The following is an 18,712-nucleotide window of genomic DNA, read 5'->3' on the forward strand; positions in this document are numbered from 1 at the left end:
CAGCGGCCGCGGCAGCAGCAGCTGCCGCTTCCGCCTGCCGCCGCTGCTCGGCTTCCCAGGCCTCACGAAGTTTCCGGTCGCGTTCCTCAATCTCGGCTGCAACGGCGTTCTGGCTCGCCTGGACGTTGGCGAGCTGCGACTGGATCCCGGGCTTGGCTGCCTGCAATTCCGCATCAAGCCGGGTGGTGTCGGCGATCAGCTGATCGACCTGTTCCTTTTTGGCGGCTGCTTCGTCACGGGCGGCCTTCTCCCGCTCCAAGGCGGCGTCAGCTTTGGCCTTCAGGTCCTTGATCTCAGCTTCCACTGCCTGCAGCCGGGCCTCGGAATTGACGTTGGTGGCGTTCTGCTGGGAGAGCTTGTCCATCGCCGCGTTCTGGCTCCGCATGGCCTGGTCCGCGAGGTCCATGGTCTCGGTCAGGCTTCCGCCGTTATTGGAGCCAAAGAACAGGGACAGGTTTGAGGGTACTCCCCCGGACTTGTACGCCTGGGTGGCGATCTGGCCGATCAGCTTCTTTGTATCGGCGATCTTCTGCTTGTCCGTCTCGAGCTGCTGCGTGATTTTTGCCTTGTTCTGCTGGGCCATGTCCACACGGGCGGAAAGCGCTTCAACTTCCTTGACAGCACCCGCTACACGGCCCTGAGCCTCCAGGAGGGCTTGCTGGGCGCCGGGCAGCTGGCCCTGGTAGATGACCAGGTCGCTGGCCGCCTTGGCGATACGGGAGTCTACGAATTCCAAGGACTGCTGGACCCTGGCTGCCTCTGCTTCAAGAGCTTTCTGCTTGTCTTCAAGCTCGCCGGCGTAAGCCACAGGAGCGGAGGAAGCCAGCCCGGCGGCGAGGACCACTGCGAGCACGGCGCTGATAACGCCGGTGCGCTGGGGCGACCTGCCCCGGCTGTTCTGCCGGTGCCGCGGGGAGTTTTGGTCCGAAAAATTCATGAGCATTCCTTGTTCGGTTTGCATACCTAGACGCGAAGGTATCTGCGCAAGGTCAAGAGAGACGAAATTCCCGCCAAGGATCCGCCAAGGATTATCAGTACGGGTACGAGGATCAGCGTCTGGCCGGACGAGATGAAGGCGGTATCCGGATACTGCTGGGACATGAACTCCCCGAGGAAGAAATGCGCAACCGCCCACAGTGTGGCGGAGGCCAGCGCGGCGCCGATGACTGCAGCTATGACGCCTTCGAGGATGAAGGGCAGCTGGATCACTGTCTTTGAAGCCCCCACCAGGCGCATGATGCCGGTTTCGCGGCGGCGGCTGAAGGCGGAAAGCCTGATGGTGGTTGCGATCAGCAGGATGGCGCATACGGTCATGACACCGGCGATGCTGACCGCCACCAGGGAGGCGCCGTTCATCACCGAGAAGAGGCGCTCAAGCAGCTGGCGCTGGTCGATGACCGTTTCCACTCCTGGCTGGGAGGAGAACGTCTCGCTGATGATCTGGTACTTTTCGGGATCCTTCATGTTGATCCGGAAGGAGGCCGGCAGTTGGTCCGGAGTCACCGAGTCCACGATGGGCGAATTCGAGAACTGGTCCTTGAAGTGGTTGTACGCTTCTTCCCTGGACTCAAACTGGAAGTCGTTGATGTACTGTGCCACGGCGGGAGATTCCAACAGTCCGGTGAGGCTCTCCTGCTGCTCGGGGGTGACCGGCCCGCCGGCGCAACCAGCCGCCGTCGACCCTTCACTGCACAGGAAGATGGCCACCTGGACTTTGTCGTACCAGTAGCCCTTCATCTGGTTAATCTGCATCTGCAGCATTCCTGCTGCGCCCACGAAGGTGAGCGAGACAAACGTGACCAGGATTACCGAGACCACCATGGACAGGTTGCGGCGAAGGCCGCTGCCGATCTCGCTGAGGATGAAGGCGAGCCTCATCGCTGTCCCTCCTCTTCCCGCGGCTGTCCGGTCTCCGGGTTTTCCCTGCCGCTGGCGTCTTTCAGCCTGCGCGACTGCCCCACGACCGGAATCATGGACGTGTACAGTGCCTTTGCCTCGTCGCGGATAACGACGCCGTTCTTAAGCTCCACTACGCGTTTGCGCATCTCATTGACGATGTCGTCGTCGTGGGTGGCCATCACCACGGTGGTTCCGTTTTGGTTGATTTTGTCCAGGATGCCCATGATGCCCATCGAGGTGGTGGGATCCAGGTTTCCAGTGGGCTCGTCCGCGAGGAGGATGCCAGGCCGGTTGACGACAGCCCGGGCAATGGCGACGCGCTGCTGCTCACCGCCGGAGAGCTCATGGGGCATGCGGTGTTCCTTGCCCTCCAGGCCGACGGTCTTAAGGACCTCGGGAACGGTGTCACGGATAACGCTGCGGCTCTTGCCGATGACCTGCATGGCGAACGCTACGTTCGCGAAGACGTTTTTTTGGGGCAGGAGCCGGAAGTCCTGAAAGACGACGCCGATGCCGCGGCGGAGCCGTGGGACGCGCCAGCTGGAAATCTTGGCGACGTTCTGGCCGGCTACGTAGACAGCGCCGGACGTTGCCCGGTCCTCCTTGAGGACCAGCCGGAGGAAGGTTGATTTGCCGGAGCCGGACGCGCCGACAAGGAAGGCGAATTCGCCGCGGTCAATCTCAAGGTTGACGGAGTCCAGCGCAGGCCGGGCCTTCTGGTCGTAGACCTTGGTGACATTTTCGAATCGGATCATGGCCCTAAGTACCCTGCAGGGCATGGCTGATTCTGATGCAGCCCAGTTCTGCAGCCGGCGCACGGGTTTCGTTTGGGGGAAGTAGGGCCCCGGCCCCTCGACTATACGCAGGAACTCCGGCGTATCAGGCGGGTTTCAAGGGGCGTGTCGCCGGATCCTGCTTTGCCCTGTAACCCGGGTGCCGCTCCTGCGCCCTATTTTTCGGCGTTGCGGTTGTCCGTGCGCCACCGGATACCGGCGTCGATGAAGTCGTCGATTTCGCCGTCGAACACTGCCGACGTGTTCCCGACTTCGTGCTCAGTCCGCAGGTCTTTGACCATTTGGTAAGGGTTCAGGACGTAGGAGCGCATCTGGTCACCCCAGGACGCCTTCACATCACCGGCGAACGCCTTCTTCTCCGCGTCCTCCTGCTCCTTTTTCAGGAGCAGGAGCCTGGATTGCAGGACGCGCATGGCCGCCGCCCGGTTTTGCAGCTGCGACTTTTCGTTCTGCATGGAAACCACGGTTCCGGTGGGGATGTGGGTCAGGCGGACCGCGGAGTCAGTGGTGTTAACTGACTGCCCGCCCGGGCCCGATGAGCGGAAGACATCGACGCGGATCTCGTTGTCCGGGATCTCGATGGAGTCCGTTTGCTCGATCAGCGGGATGACCTCGACGGCGGCGAAGGAAGTCTGGCGCCGCCCCTGGTTGTCGAAGGGGCTGATCCTCACGAGTCGATGGGTGCCGGCTTCGACACTGAGAGTCCCGAAGGCATAAGGGGCCTTCACCTCAAAGGTCGCGGACTTCAGGCCTGCTTCCTCAGCATAGGAGGTGTCCATGACAGTGGTGGGGTAACCGTGCCGCTCGGCCCAGCGGAGGTACATGCGCATCAGCATCTCGGCGAAGTCGGCAGCATCCACCCCGCCGGCTCCTGCGCGAATGGAGACAACCGCTTCACGCTCGTCGTACTCGCCTGACAGCAGTGTGACGACTTCGAGTTCCTTCAGGGCCTTCTTGATGGACTCCAGTTCAGCGGCAGCCTCGCCCATGGAGGCGGCGTCGTCCTCGTCCTGCCCGAGCTCCACCAGGACTTCGAGGTCATCGATCCTGGAGGCCAGGTTGTTGAGGCGCTCCAACTCCGACTGGCGGTGGGAAAGCCGCGAAGTGATTTTCTGCGCCGCTGCGGGGTCATCCCACAGGTCCGGTTCACCGGCACGCTCGCTGAGTTCGGCGATGTCTTCCTTCAGCGCTTCTACGTCGGAGACTCGCTCAATTGACTCGTAGGTGGCGCGAAGGGCGCGGATTTCAGCGGAAAAATCAATATTGGCCATGGTTGTTTAAGCCTACGCTATCCCGCTGAAGGCCCGGACCCTGCGGCCCTATGGGGCAGTTGCGGCGCCGGTAGGGCCGGGGGCAGTTGCGGCGCCGGTAGGGCCGGGGGCAGCTGCGGCGCGCTGAGCGGCATCAGCGGGTAAGCCGCGAGCGAGCGGTGGAAGCAGCCTCGATCTTTATGCCATCGGGCATCAGGAAGTTCACCACCGGCGGGTGTACAGCAGCAGTCAAAACTACGACGGCGGTTGAACCGTCAGGGCTGCCCGTTGCGTCCGTGACGGCGAGCTCATTAAAACGCTGTGACGCGGGGCTCCTGGAGACAAAGTCTGCCGCCACATTTCTCACCCTCGCAGGGCTCAAGACCGCAGAGGGGTTGCCACCTTGGGTTTCCACCTCCCCGAGGGTGTAGCTGTCGGCGGCGGCAAGAGACGCGCCGTCGGCCAAGGAAAGCAGCCGTTTGTGTTCGAGGTACACGGACGAAATGCCGATGACCACAGTTGTGACCAACAGAGCTAAAACGACGTAGCCAAGGATCATCACCATGATCTGACCGCTTTCATCGCGCGGCACTTCTCTCACCGAAACCTGCCTACCAGTTGCGTGGACGACGCCTCGACTTCGCTGGCGCTGAGGCGAAAATCATCGTTGAACGGCAGGAACGGGAGTGGCACTATCAGGCTCACGGTTACCGTGACTGTGCTGCCGGCCGCCTGGCAATCTGCGGGACTGCAGGACGTTGCTACCTGCGCCCCCTCAGGTTTGTGTCCGAAGTCGGCGAGCGCGATCGCCACCGCCTGTTCGGCTGCTGCCTGCGCAGTGGCTGGGTCTGGCTGCGCTATGTAGACCTTGGCGGCCTGGTCAGCCGCCCCGACGACAGCAAAGGAGCCGCCCTGGATCTGGCTCATGGTGATGATGAAGTATACGAGCGGCACCATCAGCAGGAGCGCCAGGAAGGTGAACTCAACCACCGCGCTCCCCCGTTCATGGTGGCCGTCGCGCGACGGCCGCTGGATGGATTTCTGCATGTGAACGTCTTCCCGTCGGCGCCTTCCTCCTTCGTGGCGCGCTAACCGGAGCAGGGCCAAGGGCTCCTGCTCTTCAGTGCCCGGTGCGAGGCAGAGGGCTACCATCAGCCGGATGCGGAGAGACTCGAGGCTTGGGTCACGGCTGAACAGCGGCATGCCCTTTCACCTCCAAAAGGTCCCGGGGTCCGATGAGACCTATTACGGGCATCGGAGCCCGTACGGTCACTTCCAGGGTCCGCAGGCCCTGGTACGTCACTTCGCGGGTGCTGACTTGTTGGGCAAAGCCCGCGTTCAAGGCGGAATGGATGAGGCTGCGTGTCCTTTCCTCCGCGTCCTCAGCACTCCGGTCCGCGAGAGTTCCGTACCGTGCACCCGATGCCGCTGCGTCAATCAGAGTGTTCCTCACGTGCAGGACCAGTGTCAGCTGAATGATCGCAAGGAAAAACAGTGTGAGGAGGCTGCCGACCAGGACGAAATCGACGACAGCAGACCCCTGCTCCCGGGAATCGGTTGCCCGATGCGAGATCGGCTTACCCGGGCGCGGGGCTTGGCGTCGCGTGTCCAGAGCGCGGTTTGTGTTTCTACCGCGGGTGGACGCTGCCATCTGTTAGCTTCCGACCTTGTCCATCGCCTGGTTGAACATGGCTTCGAGTGCCGGGCCGGCGAGCGCAAGCAGCGCTGCCACGAGGACGGCGGACATGAGCGTGATCATGACCCAGCCAGGGACATCACCCCGCTCAGGGTGGTCCTTCACTGGGTCCCTCCCTGACTGTGCCTTTCGGCCGACCGCCCCTGCCAGCAGTGTTGCCGCAATCGACAGGAACAGCATCATCGAGCGGATCCCCAATTTTTTCATTTTCCGTCCTATTCCTTTTTCCTGCTTCGAATTGGTCAGTGCGTACGTCCCGTTTGGCGTTCAAAATCCGAGATTTATTGCGGCAATGCCCGGGAAGACGGCAAAAACAACAGTCAAGGGCAGCACCCCAAATACGAGCGGCACCATCATGGCAATTTCCTTCTTGCCTGCGGTTTCCATCAGGTCACGCTTTGCCGTATCACGTACGTCCTGCGCTTGGGCACGGAGCACATCGGCTAAGGGAGTGCCCCTTTCTACTGCAACGACAATTCCGTCGACGAAACGGACGAGGGGTGCCAGGTCAGTCCGCGCGGAGAACTCCTGCAGTGCCTGGATCAAGGGCTTTCCTGCTCTCGTCTCAGTCAGGACCTTTGCGAACTCCTTCGTGAGCTCACCTTTGGCGCTACGGCAGACCCTGTCCAAGGCGCCAGTAGCGCTCTCCCCCGCGCTGACTGCCAACGCCATCAGTTCTGCGAGGCCGGGGAATTCCGCCATCATCTTCGACTCCCTTCGGCGGATCTGCGCACCGAGCCAGTAATCGCGGAAGATAAACCCTCCTATGCCACTCCCCAAGACAGCAACGGCAGCCAATACCGGGTTGAACCTTCCCCAGGCCGCACCGAGAACGATGAAGATGATGGATGCCGCGAACCCGGCGGCCGCCCACAGTAGTTGTTCCGCCCGAAAATCAACCGGTGACTTATCGATTCCGGCCTGGGCCAGTCGTCGGGCCGTAGCTTTCGACGCCGGGTTAAGCCGTGCGAGGGCTGCCAGGCTGTCCTGAAGTACGGGTCGAAGAATCCTTCCCAGCGGCCCGAAGGGTGTCGGGTTGTGTTCCCCGGCGCGCAGCAGCCTGGACTCAAGGTTCTGTGATTTCAGCTGCGGCTCGATGCGCTGGGACAGGGTGACGGCACGCATGAAAGGAGACCGGAAAATAACGAGCCACAGGCCGATGCCCATCAGCATTCCGCAGACAACAGCAGGAACTGAAATGTCCATTACCTGAGCACCCGCTCGTCCTGGGGAAGTGCACCAATCCGAAGCATTATGGAGTAGCAGACCAAGGAGACCACCAGACCGCCAAGCAAGACCGCGGCGCCCATTGGTGTGTTGTAGGCCTGTACCGCCTCCGGCCTTGTCGCAAGGAGCATCATGACGATCCAGGGTGCGGCAACGGCGAGCCGTGCTGCGTTGACCGTCCAGGACTGCCGCGCCTCCAACTCACTGCGTGTCCGGGCGTTTTCCCGCAAAAACTCAGCCAGCGTTCCGAGCAGTTTGCCCAGGTCGGAGCCCCCCACTTCCCTCGTCAGGCGCAACGCTTCGACAATCCGATCTGCAACAGGATCGGCAAGCCGGTGCTTGAGCCGGTTGAGTGAGGCTTCAAAGTTGCCGCCCGCGCGGTAGTCCGCTCCGAAGTCCCGGAAGACGTGCCGAAGTTCTTCGGGGCCTTTGTCGCCGAGTTGGATGAGTGCCTCCGGCAGAGGGAGCCCCGCCCGGATGGCAGAACGTAGATGGTCAACGACGTCGGGCCAGAGGGTGCGCAGCAAGGCACTCCGCTTCTTTGCCTTCCAGCGAAGGACCGTTATCGGAAGCCAGACCCCGAAGAGGCCGAAACAGATGGAGATCGGCCACGAGCGGGTTATGGCGAAAAAGACCAGAGCCACAGAAAGCCCCAGTCCGATGCAGGTTCCCACCAGTCCGGACGCAGACACTTTTTCGATGCCCGCCCCGGCAAGGAGGTCCGCGAGACGGCTGGTCCTTTCCTTTGGGCGCGTTGGTTTCGGCGACTCCCAAAAGGACCACCAGATCAGGAAGAACCCGGCCCCTGCGGTTACTCCCAAAAGCGCCGATATCATCGCGGCTCCAGCAGCGCGGCGACGTCATATCCGGCCCTGGAGAATTTCTCCTGCGCTGGCATGGAGGTAGGCCGTGGTTGCAGCAAGCCGTCCACCAGGCAGAACACCGGCGATGATTCGATAATGCCGTTCTCTACCCGGCGGCCGAGGGCCAGGATTTCGGTCACTTCCCGGCGCCCGTCGGCGCGACGGCTGCAGTGCACCACGAGGTCGATGCAGGACGCGACCGTGGGCACGACGAACTGGCTCGAGATGTTCTCTCCAGCGAGTAAAGGGAGTGTGCAGATTTTGGTGACGGCATCATGCGCGGAGTTTGCGTGGACAGTGCACATCCCCGGCAGGCCTGAATTTAGGGCGATCAGCATGTCCAGGCTTTCTGCTTCCCGCACTTCACCGACGACGAGTCTGTCCGGACGCATCCGGAGCGCTTCCTTCACCAGCCGGCGCATCGGTATCTCACCCTCGCCTTCAAGGTTCGGCTGACGGCATTGCAACCCAACAACGTCCCGAAGAGGGAATTGCAGCTCGAAAATTTCTTCGACGGTTATTACGCGTTCCCGGCTCCCGATACTGGCTGCAAGGCAGTTGAGCATTGTGGTTTTGCCTGCCTGCGTTGCTCCTGAGACGAGGATGTTGAGCCCGCTGGCAACGGCGGCACCAAGGAACCGGGCCGATTGCGGTGTCAGCGTGCCCAGCTCAACTAAATGTTCAAGCCGGCTCGCCTTGACGACGAACTTCCTGATGTTGACTGCCCAGTGCCTTCGGGTGACGTCGGGAATTACGACGTGGAGCCTGGACCCGTCGGGCAGCGCTGCGTCCACAAAGGGCGAAGACATATCCAGTCGGCGGCCGGAACTCTTAAGCATCCGCTCTACCAGGTCCCGCACCTGCTGCTCCGTCAAGGTAAGGGAGGTCAGCTCGGATTCGCCGTTCCTTGCTACGTAGATTTCGTTGGGAGTGTTGATCCAGACTTCTTCGATGGTTGGATCGTCCAAGAGTGGCTGCAGTACGCCGAATCCGGCGACGGCATCAAAAAGGAACTTGCGTGCCGCATCCAAGGGGCCAATAGGAGGCAGTGGACCCATTAGGGCCCGCTCGTCGTAGTCACTTACTGCAGCCTCTACAAGGCGACGGACTTCTCCTACCTGACGAAGCGGATCAAGTCCTCGACGACGGATAAGCTCGCGGACTTCGTCCTCGACAATTCCCAGCGCGTCCATATGTTCCCCAATACAACTGCCGCCCCCGGCGGAGACAGTGCAACTGGGTAAAGCCTAAAGAGCGCACAAGAGGCTGCCAAGTCATATTTTGGGCGCTGTGGATAATTATTCGGGGTGTGATGAGCATCTGCGCAGGGCGCGACGGGGAACTTGCAACTTACTTCAAGTTCCAGAAGTCTTTTGATCTTTGACACGGTGCAGTGACACGTGTGGCGTAGATACTCGATCGTTTCGTGGACGAGGTTAGTGCGGCCATTGAAACTTCCCGCATAATGAGTCGTCAGCCCCACTGGGCTGCCGATTCACGAATTGCAATGGGGAGAATAATGAAGAAGTTAAAGGCTAAATTGGCGATTGCAGCTGCGGCTGCGATCGTGCTTTCAGGCCTCGGTCCCGCAGCGGGAGCCTACGCGCCGGCAGTTGTTGGTGCAATCGGCGCAAAATATTCGTCCATCGGCGGGTCCTCATCACCGTTAGGGCTGCCGCTCTGGAACGAGTACCCAGTAACCGGAGGAGCCCAGCAGGATTTTCAAGGGGGGATCATCTTCTGGTCACCGGTGGGTGGAGCGCATCCACTGTGGGGCGCAATCGAAAATAAGTGGTACGCCGGCCATGAAGCGGGCTGGCCAATTCGAGACGAGGAGCCGTTAGGCGGCGGTGCCATCGCACAGCACTTCACGAACGGAACGATGTATTACACGCCTCAGATTGGTCTGCACTACATTGGAGCAGGCATCCGGGAGGCCTGGTGGAACAAGGGCGGCCAGACCGGGGTGGCCGGCTATCCGGTATCGGATGAGACTTATTGGTACGCAGGGGGCGCCGTCCAAGCTTTCCAGGGTGGAACGTTCTACTTCACACCTCAGTACGGAACCCGGCTGCTGCAAGGAGCCATTCGCTGGGAATACGAACGTGGCGGAAGCTACTTCTACATGGGCCGTCCCGTAACCGATGAATATTCAGTGAATGCGTCAACTCGTGCCCAGCGCTTCGAAGACGGCATAATTTATTGGTCCAACGGAAGAATCTGGACTGATCGGTACTAACCGTAGTCGTCGTTTACAGCATCGATTGGCCGCTCATCAGCGGCCAATCGTGCTAGCGTCGGCTGCCACCCACGCTCCCAGCCGGGCGGCCGCCGGTAACTCGGGGCAGCCAAGCGTAGGCGGACACTGTAGGGGCAACTGAAAAGTGCGCTCGTGACCCACCGCTGTTCGAGCAATCGGTAACGTTTCGCATGAAATCCTGCACGTAGCTCCCCAACCCTTGTTGGCGTGTAATCACATCAGCAACATCTGAACCACTAGTTACAGATGCAACACCAGTGCTATGGTTGGCGCGTTAATTGTCGATATACCACCTGCTTGGTGCATCCCTGGGGGGAATCATCCAAGCAGCAACCAAATGAGCGCTCGGCGGAGCGCCACATTGTCTCCGGAGCAAAAATGAAGCGGAACCTGTCTCAGTCCCGTCGCCCCGCATTGATGTCGTTGGGGATAGCGCTTCTGGCTGCCAGCCTGGCAGCGGGTCCAGGACTGGCGGGCATTGCGACCGCCGCCGAACCTGCCCCGACGCCTACCGCGGCCGGCACAAGTACTAGCTCCCCGACTGGTTCACCCTCCCCGACCATATCGACGGCGCCCCCAACCCCCGAGCAGATAGCACCAACAGCGACACAATCTGCCCCACCCACAGCAGAGGCTGCGCAGTCAATGGCGGAAGCAGTTGGAGTCGGCGGAGCCGAAATGGGACAGCGGTCCGCCCGCGTCACATCATCGGCTCCCTCCAATTCCGCTGGCCGGCTTAGCGCGGAGTCGTTGTCAACCGAAGGCACCTGGATGCCAACGTTTGGGGTCCAGGGTCTGGACGTCAGTGGACATCAGCCCAGCGTGGACTGGCAGCAGCAGTGGAACATGGGCTCAAGGTTCGCTTATGTAAAGGCCACGGAAGGAAACTACTACACCAACCCGTCCTACGGCTCGCAATACCAGGGCTCCCGCAACGTCGGGATGATCCGCGGTGCGTACCACTTCGCTATTCCCAACTGGTCCTCCGGAGCGGACCAGGCCCGTTACTTCGTGCGCAACGGAGGAGGCTGGTCGGCTGACGGATATACCATGCCGCCCGTCCTTGACTTCGAGTTCAACCCCTACGAAGGCCGGACCATCAACGGTTTCTACTTTGGCAACACGTGCTACAACATGTCGCCGGCCCAGCTCCAATCGTGGGTGAGGGACTTCGGCAACACCATGCAGTCGCTTACGGGTCGGCTGCCTGTTATCTACACCAACACGAGTTGGTGGAATCAATGCCTGGGTAATCCTGCCGGTTTTGGCGACTACCCCCTTTGGGTTGCTGCCTACCCAAGCTCCCCCACCAACAATGCAGGACCGGTTCCCACAGCCAGCTGGAGCACCTACAGCATCTGGCAGTACAGCAGCACGGGTCCTTTCGCGGGTGACTCGAATGTATGGAACGGAGATTACGCGTCACTCCAACGCTTTGCGCGATCCGGCGAAAACATCGAAGCCGCCTTCAGCCAGGAATACCAAGCCTCCAAGTCTTGGATTGGGAATCCTTGGGGGCCGATAGCGTGTGGATTGGTAAACAATGGTTGTTACCAGATCTTCCAAGGCGGATCGATTCAGTGGTCTCCGGCCACTGGCGCCCACGCAATACGGGACGGAGCAATCCGTGGCACTTACCAGCGGTCCGGATCCGAGAACGGGCCTTTGGGCTATCCAGTCGTGGGACCTGAAATATGTGGACTAAAAGGCGGCGGTTGCTACCAGATGTTTCAGGGAGGCGCCATTATCTGGACCGGCACAGGGATCCAGATCAGTCCTTCTGGTCCAATCCGGGACCGCTACGCCGCGATGGGCTTCGAAAACGGGGTCTTAGGTTACCCGACTTCGGGCCAGATTTGCGGATATACAGCTTCAGGATGCGTGCAGACGTTCCAAGGAGGTGACATCTACTGGTCGCCCTCATCTGGAGCCTACGCCGTCGCTGCAGGTGCAATCCGTGCGAGCTTCCAGCGCCTTGGTTCCGAGAATGGCCAGACCGGCTATCCCGTCAGCAATGAAGCATGTGGCCTGAAGAACGGCGGCTGCTACCAGTTCTTCCAGGGCGGCTCAATGATCTGGTCATCCGCCACTGGAGCCCACTTCAGCCCCTTCGGATCGATCCGGCACGTTTGGGCGAGTCAAAACTTCGAAAACGGCTGGCTCGGGTATCCCTACACTGACGAATACTGCAACTCTTCGCGGGAATGTCGGCAGGACTTCCAGGGAGGGTCACTGATCTGGACTCCGACAACTGGAGTGAGCGTCTACCGTCGCTGACAGTGCCGAGGATGGAAGTCGGGCGGAGGCGTCGCAGAGAAGTGACGTCCGAGTGAGATTCAGAGCATTCTGACAATTGGTTGTTGGTGGCTGCCGCTATGCAAAACCGTTGAATGAGCTCAATCCGCCACATCCTGGCTAGGGTGCATGGTGTCCTTCCATCTCCTGGATGGACGCCTGCAGCCTGAAGCTAGTCGTGACCCAAGACCAGCTGCAGGCGCTGACAGATTGCGTGGGAATGCCCCGCTACCCTTCTGGGTAGCGGGGCATTCCTCGGCTCCTCGCTTACGTGAGCAGTACCTCGGAGCCGCCGAAATGCTACGAGGAAGCCTGGACGCAGGCCTTACTTCGCCAACTCAACAGTGAGATTACCGGGGCGCCAGGTGATGCGGCCGCCTTGGTAATCCTGCGCGTAGCCTCCGCCACCGACTGCGTACTCGTTGGTGGTCGGGTAGCCCAAGCGCCCGCCTTCAGAGCCATGGCCAACCCAGGCGGCCCTGATGCCGCCGGTAACAACGCGGGCACCTGCTGCTGGAGACCAGATAACTTCCCCGCCCTGGAAGTACTGTTTTGCACCGCCCTGAACGAGTCCGCCGACTTCGTCCGAGGTTGGGTATCCAAGTGGGCTCTGCGGGCCGCCGATATTGATCCACGTAGCACCGATTCCGCCCTTGATGAAGCGGGAGCCAGTGGCAGGAGACCAGACAATTTGCCCGAACTGGAAGGCTTGAGTGACGCCTCCGTTGGCCGTGGCGTATTCATCTGTTGTGGGGTATCCAAGCCCACTGAGCGGGCCACCAACCTTGTCCCAGGTGACGCCGATGCCGCCTTTAGTGATTCTGGATCCCGTAACGGGGTTCCAGGAGATTTTGCCAAACTGGAAGTCTTGCATAACACCACCGGCCATCGGTGAGTACTCGTCTGACGTCGGGTAGCCGAGGTCACTGTTCTGGGCACCGATGCTGTTCCAGACCGTGTTGATTCCACCGACGACGGCAAAAGCTTCCGAAGCAGGGAGGTAGGCGATGGTTCCACGTTCAAACTTTTGGTAACCGCCACCAAACCGTTGGGCTGTGATTTCGTCCGCTATCGGATTGCCAACCAGGGAGGCGACAGTGGCGTGTTTGGCCGCGATGGAACCCTGGACAGCAAGGGGCTCTTGGCCGGCATCGATCTTGCCCTGGATCGCGAAACGGTCTGTCCGCAGAGTGCCTATACCGGGCCCTTCCACCTGGAAGAAGTTGTTCCCCGTAGGGCTTCCGACCACCGCATGCTCCACATCAGGGTCACCGACATAGCCCTCGGGTGCTCCCGAGGTCCAGCGCAGGAACGGACCGACGGTGCCGTTTGCTGCCCGCGCAAATCCTTGTTGACCGCATGGGGTATCAAAGCAGCCTTGATCAAGGGTGTAGTTGATGGTTCCGGTGGAGTCCGCGGTCTGGGTGACGGTACCGTATGGGTGCGTGATCGTGTAACTCGAATTCGCGGTTAGGCCGTCGATGCGAATACGGATTCGGCTAAAGGCCACTTGGTCACCGGCCACAACTGCTTCGTTTGCAAAAGCAGCTTCTTGCGCCATCACCAGCAAGGCACTCGTGTTCCCGGACTCAATGGACGCCTCTCCTGCCCACCAGAACGCCTCATCCGGGAAGTTGTCGGGGAAGGACAACGGTTGGTCTGGGTCGGGGCGAAAGTCAGTCGCCAGGCACAGCGGCCCGTCCAGGCACAGCTCGAGTTGCAGCGGACCCAGCCCCGCTGCAACGTTGCCTGCATCGGAATACCAGGCCGGAAAGCCATGGCTCGGGTCAATTGGCCCCGTGTCACTTAGTGCCGCTTCGCCGGGAACTGCCACGGTAGCGACCAGCATTGCCCCCGCCGCCATCCCGACAGTCGTTTTGCCCAGCCATCGCCGAGGAAGCCAGTGCCCATGACCTCCGCGATGGGACCCACTGCTCAATTTGGTCGGATACATCTGAAACCATCTCCTAATACTTGATCGGGAGCGCTTCCACCCGCGGCTTCCCGTGCCGCCAAGTATCCGGTTATGAGCTTGAGGAAACCCTTGGGTTAGTTAGGACCGGAGGTTGTGCTTCGAGCGCAGGGACTTAGTTGATATGGCCGTGCCGGCGCTGACGCGAAGAAAATGTTCAACAGGACAGCCCCGGCCGGCTTTCTTCAGTCAGGAACCCCTCGACCAGGAACAGCCGAATCAGGACCGAATGTGCGCCCTGCCGATGCCAGCCGCTTGCGTTCTCAATCCCTGCCGAATGACAACGATAAGAGGCGACCGGGGACTGAGCGTCAGTCCCGGAACGGACTCGTCTTCAGCCGCAGCCGAGGTCGCCGCCGCCGGCGCCGGCGCCGGCGCCGACCCACTGATCAGGATCCCAGTGGGTCCAGCAGGCCACCTAGAAGCGTGCGTAGGAATTAGCACCTGCACCGTAAGGTTCCTCGCACAGGGCTAGCCAAAACGACTTTCCGGAGCCCACGTGGTGCGTTCGCCGGGGCAGTAATAAGCGCAGAACCGCTGGTCCCTGGGCGAGCTATCGTTCGCCGGGAAGCTCCAGCCCATGAATGTATTCTTCCAAAGCTTTTTGCGCATCCCGCGGTGAGAAGCCCTGCGAAGCTAGTTTGCTGAGATCAAGTGTGCTGTTGAGAGGTCTCGGAGCAGCCGATTTATCTTTGAAATACTCTGCTGTGCTGACTCCAGTTACGGCCTGCCCGCCTACGCCGACCAGCTCATAGACCTCAGCGGCAATGTCAGCCCAAGTCTGCGGCACACCGTCGTTAGTCAAGTTGTAGGTTCCGTAAGCAGCGCCGGTTTCGAGGAGGTGCCTGATTCCTGAAGCTATGTCTGCAGTGAAACTCAATCGGCCGGTTTGATCATTGACAACGGATGGTTTGACGCCGCGCAAGGCCAGGTTCGCCATGGTCCGTACGAAGTTGTTACCGTCGCCAATTACCCAACTGGTCCGCACGATGTAATGCCGCGGCACCACGCTGACAATAGCGTCTCCGGCGGCCTTCGTCTGTCCGTAAACACCTAACGGAGTGAAGGGCTCGCTTTCGTCGTGAATACTGCGGCCGCCGTCGAACACATAGTCGGAAGAAACGTGTACCAGCGTAAGGTCATGGGCGACGGCGGTCTTCGCCAGGTATGACACCGCCGCAACGTTGACGGTCCAGGCCGCCGCCCGTCCTTCTGCGGTCTCGGCAGTGTCAACTGCTGTATAGGCTGCAGCGTTAATGATCGTGGAGTAGTTCTTCCAGTTCCGGGACTTGTAAGCGTCCTCGTTGCCCAGGTCAAATTCTGCACGCCCCGTGAACTCCACGGATACGTCACCGTTGTAGAGCTCCCGCAATGCCTTGCCGAGCTGCCCATCGGCGCCTACAACGAGGATCTTCTTCCCGGGCATGGGGACCACATCCGCCAGGCGTGGATGCGCTTTGTCCTTGTCGGACAGTTCGGCCCGTTCCAAGGCGATGGGCCACTGGATGGCCGCCGTCTCATCCGCGAGGTTAAGGAATGTGTACTGACCCTGGGCGTCCGCCGACCAGTGGTCGTTGACCAGGTAGGTGTAGGCCGTATTGTCTTCCAGGGTCTGAAAGGCGTTGCCGACGCCGCGCGGGATGAAAATTGCCTGGCTCGCGTCCATCTCCGTGGTAAATACTGCGCCAAAGGACGGGCCTTCACGGAGGTCAACCCAAGCGCCAAAAATGCGCCCCGTAGCCACCGAGATGAACTTGTCCCACGGCTCGGCGTGGATACCGCGGGTAGTGCCGGCCTTCTCGTTGAAAGAGATGTTGTTCTGGACTGGACGGAAGTCCGGCAACCCGAGGGCTACCATTTTTTCCCGCTGCCAGTTTTCCTTGAACCAGCCACGATTGTCGCCATGGACCGGCAAGTCATACACGACGACGCCGGGGATCGGCGTCTCGTGTGCGGTCAGCTTTTTCGAGAACTCGATCGACATCGTCTACTGGCCCTGTTCCTTGTACTTGGCTTCGGTCTGCGCCTTCTGCGGGCGCCACCAGTCCTCGTTGTCCCGGTACCAGGCGATGGTGTCCTCGATACCGGCATCGAAGTTGGAGAACTGCGGTTCCCAGCCGAGCTCGTCACGGAGCTTGGTGGAGTCGATGGCGTAGCGCAGGTCGTGGCCCGGGCGGTCCACCACATGGTCGTACGCATCCGGGGCCTGGCCCATGTGCTTCAGGATCAGCTCAACAACATCCTTGTTGTTCTTCTCCCCGTCGGCTCCGATCAGGTACGTCTCACCGATCCTGCCCTTGGCAATGATGGCCAGCACCGCCGAGGAGTGGTCGTTGGCGTGGATCCAGTCACGGACGTTCTCTCCCTTGCCGTAGAGCTTGGGCCGGATCCCGTCGATCACATTGGTGATCTGGCGCGGGATGAACTTCTCCACGTGCTGGTAGGGCCCGTAGTTGTTGGAGCAGTTGCTGATGGTCGCCTGCAGGCCAAAGGAACGGACCCAGGCGCGGACCAGCAGGTCAGAGCCGGCCTTCGTGGAGGAATACGGGCTCGAGGGGTTGTACGGGGTCTGCTCGGTGAACCGCTCCGGGTCATCCAGTTCCAGATCGCCGTAGACCTCGTCGGTGGAAATGTGGTGAAACCGCTTGTCGTGCTTCCGCGCAGCCTCAATCAGCGTGTAGGTACCAATGATGTTGGTGTCCAGGAAGGGGCGCGGATCATGCAGCGAATTGTCATTGTGTGACTCCGCCGCGTAATGGACAACAACGTCGGTCTCCACCACCAGGCGGTCCACCAACTCCGCATCAGCGATATCGCCGCGGACGAACTCAAAACGGTCTTCCGGCAGTCCCCGCAGCGACTCCAGGTTCCCTGCGTATGTCAGATTGTCCAGCACGGTGACCTGGTCATCCGTATTTTCCAAAACGTAGTGGACAAAATTTGAGCCTATGAACCCGGCACCGCCGGTTACGAGGAGTCGCGACATATTCATAGGTTACCGGCTGGCTGTTGGTCCCTTGTCATCCATCCGGGTGTCCAGGCCCTATCGGCCTTGGCTCAATAACTGGGCGCCGGCGGGTATCCGTAGTACTGCTCGAGGGTGGCGATGCCACGGCGGTGCATGTCCATGGCTATGTCCTTGCCGACGTACCTTAGATGCCATGGTTCATAGGCATACCCTGTCCAGTAGCTCATTCCTGCGGGGTACCGGACGATAAAGCCGAACTCATGGGCACGATTTGCGGCGAATTGCCCGGCGGCCGTTTGGGCAAAACAGTCCTGGAGCCCACAGGCTCCACCAGGGTTCCCGATGTCAACGGCCAGCCCGCTTTGGTGCTCGGAAAATCCGGGCCGGGCCGAGATTGTGTCAGCGCGTTCCTGCCCATACATAGCCACATAGCTGTTGTAGAGCGTCGCCTGGGTGGCGTAGCTCCGGAAGCCGCTGATCACGGTCACCGGCACGCCTGAGGCATTTGCAGCATCGGCAAGCTGCCAGAAGCCCAAAGCTGCCTGATAACGCAAAGGGTGCCCGCCGACATTCACCATGTCGGAAGGCGCATAGTCAATGGGCGAGAGGGGATTGCGCTTATTGATGACCCGCTGGTACTCCCCCGGCTGGTAGTAATTGACGGTAACGCCTGTAGATGGGTGCCACGTCAGGGTGCCGCCCTGGAAATTCTGGGTGCAGCCGGCATTACCGGCGCAGACCTCCTCGGTCAAGGGGTAGCCCAAGCGCCCGTTCTCCCATCCGAGGGTTCCCCAGACGTAATCAATGGAACCTCCGGTGGCATATGCGCCTATGCCCGGCGCCCAATGGACCTGACCTCCCTGGAAGGACTGATAGCAGCCACCTGCCCTAAGACCGCATCGTTCGGCGGCCGCCGGATAGCCCAGCGGACCGGACTCGAAGCCTCCGACCGCCCATCTGTTCCTGATGGCCCCCCAGAGCGTCTGCTGCGCACCACTGGCAGGCGACCAATGGATTTGCCCGCCCTGAAAACTCTGATAGCAGCCCGACCGGACAAGCCCGCAGACTTCATCCGCAACCGCATACCCAAGCCGGCCTTGTTCCCACCCCTGCTGCTGCCAGAGTGCGCCGACCGCACCCCACGTGGCGCGGGCTCCGGTCGCGGGCGTCCAGTGTATTTGGCCGCGTTGATAGTCTTGATAGCAGCCTCCCCCGGCCAGCCCGCATTTTTCTCCGCCGATAGCGGCACCAAGATTGCCAGCCGGTCCCCCGAGCGCCTGATATTTGGCCTGGATCGGGGACGCTGCCCAAGCGGGGGTGCCGACCAAGAGTCCGGCCAGTAGACACAGGACGGTTAGGACCGTTGATAGAGCTGGAACCCGAATGTACTTCATGTTCACCTGACTGCTTGGTGGAAGTGAAAATTTCCATATGGACGCAACGCCGGGCAGGTTTATCACTGGCTCGTGCAGGTGATTCTATATGCCC

The 18,712-nt window shown here is 60.7% G+C and carries 16 protein-coding genes and 2 pseudogenes; 2 read left to right on the forward strand and 16 right to left on the reverse strand.

Annotated features, from left to right (window positions below):
• The 11 genes and pseudogenes from AC5RV1_RS05405 to AC5RV1_RS05455 form a co-directional block, all read right to left on the reverse strand.
• Nucleotides 1-937: pseudogene (locus AC5RV1_RS05405) on the reverse strand (peptidase M23); the annotation flags it as partial.
• 26 nt (nucleotides 938-963) lie between these two features.
• A complete protein-coding gene (gene ftsX, locus AC5RV1_RS05410) occupies nucleotides 964-1,878 on the reverse strand; it encodes a permease-like cell division protein FtsX (RefSeq protein ID WP_493993806.1) in 915 nt (304 codons plus the stop codon).
• Nucleotides 1,875-2,654 (reverse strand): cell division ATP-binding protein FtsE, encoded by a 780-nt coding sequence (ftsE, locus tag AC5RV1_RS05415; RefSeq protein ID WP_493946592.1) that lies wholly within the window; start codon nucleotides 2,652-2,654, stop codon nucleotides 1,875-1,877. Before ftsE ends, ftsX begins: the two co-directional genes overlap by 4 nt.
• A gap of 194 nt (nucleotides 2,655-2,848) precedes the next feature.
• A complete protein-coding gene (gene prfB, locus AC5RV1_RS05420) occupies nucleotides 2,849-3,964 on the reverse strand; it encodes a peptide chain release factor 2 (protein ID WP_163162388.1) in 1,116 nt (371 codons plus the stop codon).
• Between the two features lie 133 nt (nucleotides 3,965-4,097).
• Nucleotides 4,098-4,544 (reverse strand): Tad domain-containing protein, encoded by a 447-nt coding sequence (locus AC5RV1_RS05425; RefSeq protein ID WP_493946593.1) that lies wholly within the window; start codon nucleotides 4,542-4,544, stop codon nucleotides 4,098-4,100.
• Complete coding sequence (locus tag AC5RV1_RS05430; RefSeq protein ID WP_493993807.1) at nucleotides 4,541-4,990, reverse strand: TadE/TadG family type IV pilus assembly protein; 450 nt, start codon at nucleotides 4,988-4,990, stop codon at nucleotides 4,541-4,543. Before AC5RV1_RS05430 ends, AC5RV1_RS05425 begins: the two co-directional genes overlap by 4 nt.
• Before the next feature lie 136 nt (nucleotides 4,991-5,126).
• Nucleotides 5,127-5,555, reverse strand: coding sequence for a TadE/TadG family type IV pilus assembly protein (locus AC5RV1_RS05435; RefSeq protein ID WP_493947175.1), 429 nt, complete (start codon nucleotides 5,553-5,555; stop codon nucleotides 5,127-5,129).
• 42 nt (nucleotides 5,556-5,597) lie between these two features.
• On the reverse strand, nucleotides 5,598-5,846 hold the full coding sequence (locus AC5RV1_RS05440; protein WP_493993808.1) for a hypothetical protein: 249 nt from the start codon (nucleotides 5,844-5,846) through the stop codon (nucleotides 5,598-5,600).
• A 60-nt stretch (nucleotides 5,847-5,906) separates the two neighbouring features.
• Nucleotides 5,907-6,845 (reverse strand): type II secretion system F family protein, encoded by a 939-nt coding sequence (locus AC5RV1_RS05445; protein ID WP_493993809.1) that lies wholly within the window; start codon nucleotides 6,843-6,845, stop codon nucleotides 5,907-5,909.
• Entirely contained in the window at nucleotides 6,845-7,702 is an 858-nt protein-coding gene (locus tag AC5RV1_RS05450) for a type II secretion system F family protein (RefSeq protein ID WP_493993810.1), read from the reverse strand. Before AC5RV1_RS05450 ends, AC5RV1_RS05445 begins: the two co-directional genes overlap by 1 nt.
• Entirely contained in the window at nucleotides 7,699-8,922 is a 1,224-nt protein-coding gene (locus AC5RV1_RS05455) for a TadA family conjugal transfer-associated ATPase (protein ID WP_493993811.1), read from the reverse strand. Before AC5RV1_RS05455 ends, AC5RV1_RS05450 begins: the two co-directional genes overlap by 4 nt.
• 326 nt (nucleotides 8,923-9,248) lie before the next feature.
• On the opposite strand from AC5RV1_RS05455, the gene AC5RV1_RS05460 reads away from it, so the two are divergent.
• Nucleotides 9,249-9,968, forward strand: a complete 720-nt coding sequence (locus AC5RV1_RS05460) for an LGFP repeat-containing protein (RefSeq protein WP_493946598.1) — start codon at nucleotides 9,249-9,251, stop codon at nucleotides 9,966-9,968.
• 399 nt (nucleotides 9,969-10,367) lie between these two features.
• Nucleotides 10,368-12,266 (forward strand): GH25 family lysozyme, encoded by a 1,899-nt coding sequence (locus AC5RV1_RS05465; protein ID WP_493993812.1) that lies wholly within the window; start codon nucleotides 10,368-10,370, stop codon nucleotides 12,264-12,266.
• A gap of 343 nt (nucleotides 12,267-12,609) precedes the next feature.
• On the opposite strand, the gene AC5RV1_RS05470 is transcribed toward AC5RV1_RS05465, so the two are convergent.
• The 5 genes and pseudogenes from AC5RV1_RS05470 to AC5RV1_RS05490 all read right to left on the reverse strand — a co-directional run.
• The gene (locus AC5RV1_RS05470; protein WP_493993813.1) at nucleotides 12,610-14,148 is read right to left on the reverse strand and encodes an LGFP repeat-containing protein; all 1,539 of its coding nucleotides are present in this window, start codon (nucleotides 14,146-14,148) and stop codon (nucleotides 12,610-12,612) included.
• A gap of 661 nt (nucleotides 14,149-14,809) precedes the next feature.
• The gene (locus tag AC5RV1_RS05475) at nucleotides 14,810-16,240 is read right to left on the reverse strand and encodes a sugar nucleotide-binding protein (protein WP_493993814.1); all 1,431 of its coding nucleotides are present in this window, start codon (nucleotides 16,238-16,240) and stop codon (nucleotides 14,810-14,812) included.
• 3 nt (nucleotides 16,241-16,243) lie between these two features.
• Nucleotides 16,244-17,242, reverse strand: coding sequence for a dTDP-glucose 4,6-dehydratase (gene rfbB / locus AC5RV1_RS05480; protein ID WP_493993815.1), 999 nt, complete (start codon nucleotides 17,240-17,242; stop codon nucleotides 16,244-16,246).
• 71 nt (nucleotides 17,243-17,313) lie between these two features.
• Nucleotides 17,314-17,988 (reverse strand): D-alanyl-D-alanine carboxypeptidase family protein, encoded by a 675-nt coding sequence (locus AC5RV1_RS05485; RefSeq protein WP_493993871.1) that lies wholly within the window; start codon nucleotides 17,986-17,988, stop codon nucleotides 17,314-17,316.
• Nucleotides 17,989-18,003: 15 nt separating this feature from the next.
• Nucleotides 18,004-18,618, reverse strand: a pseudogene (locus AC5RV1_RS05490) (LGFP repeat-containing protein); the annotation flags it as partial.
• Nucleotides 18,619-18,712: the final 94 nt, after the last annotated feature.

Source organism: Arthrobacter sp. Hb9-2, assembly GCF_059091165.1.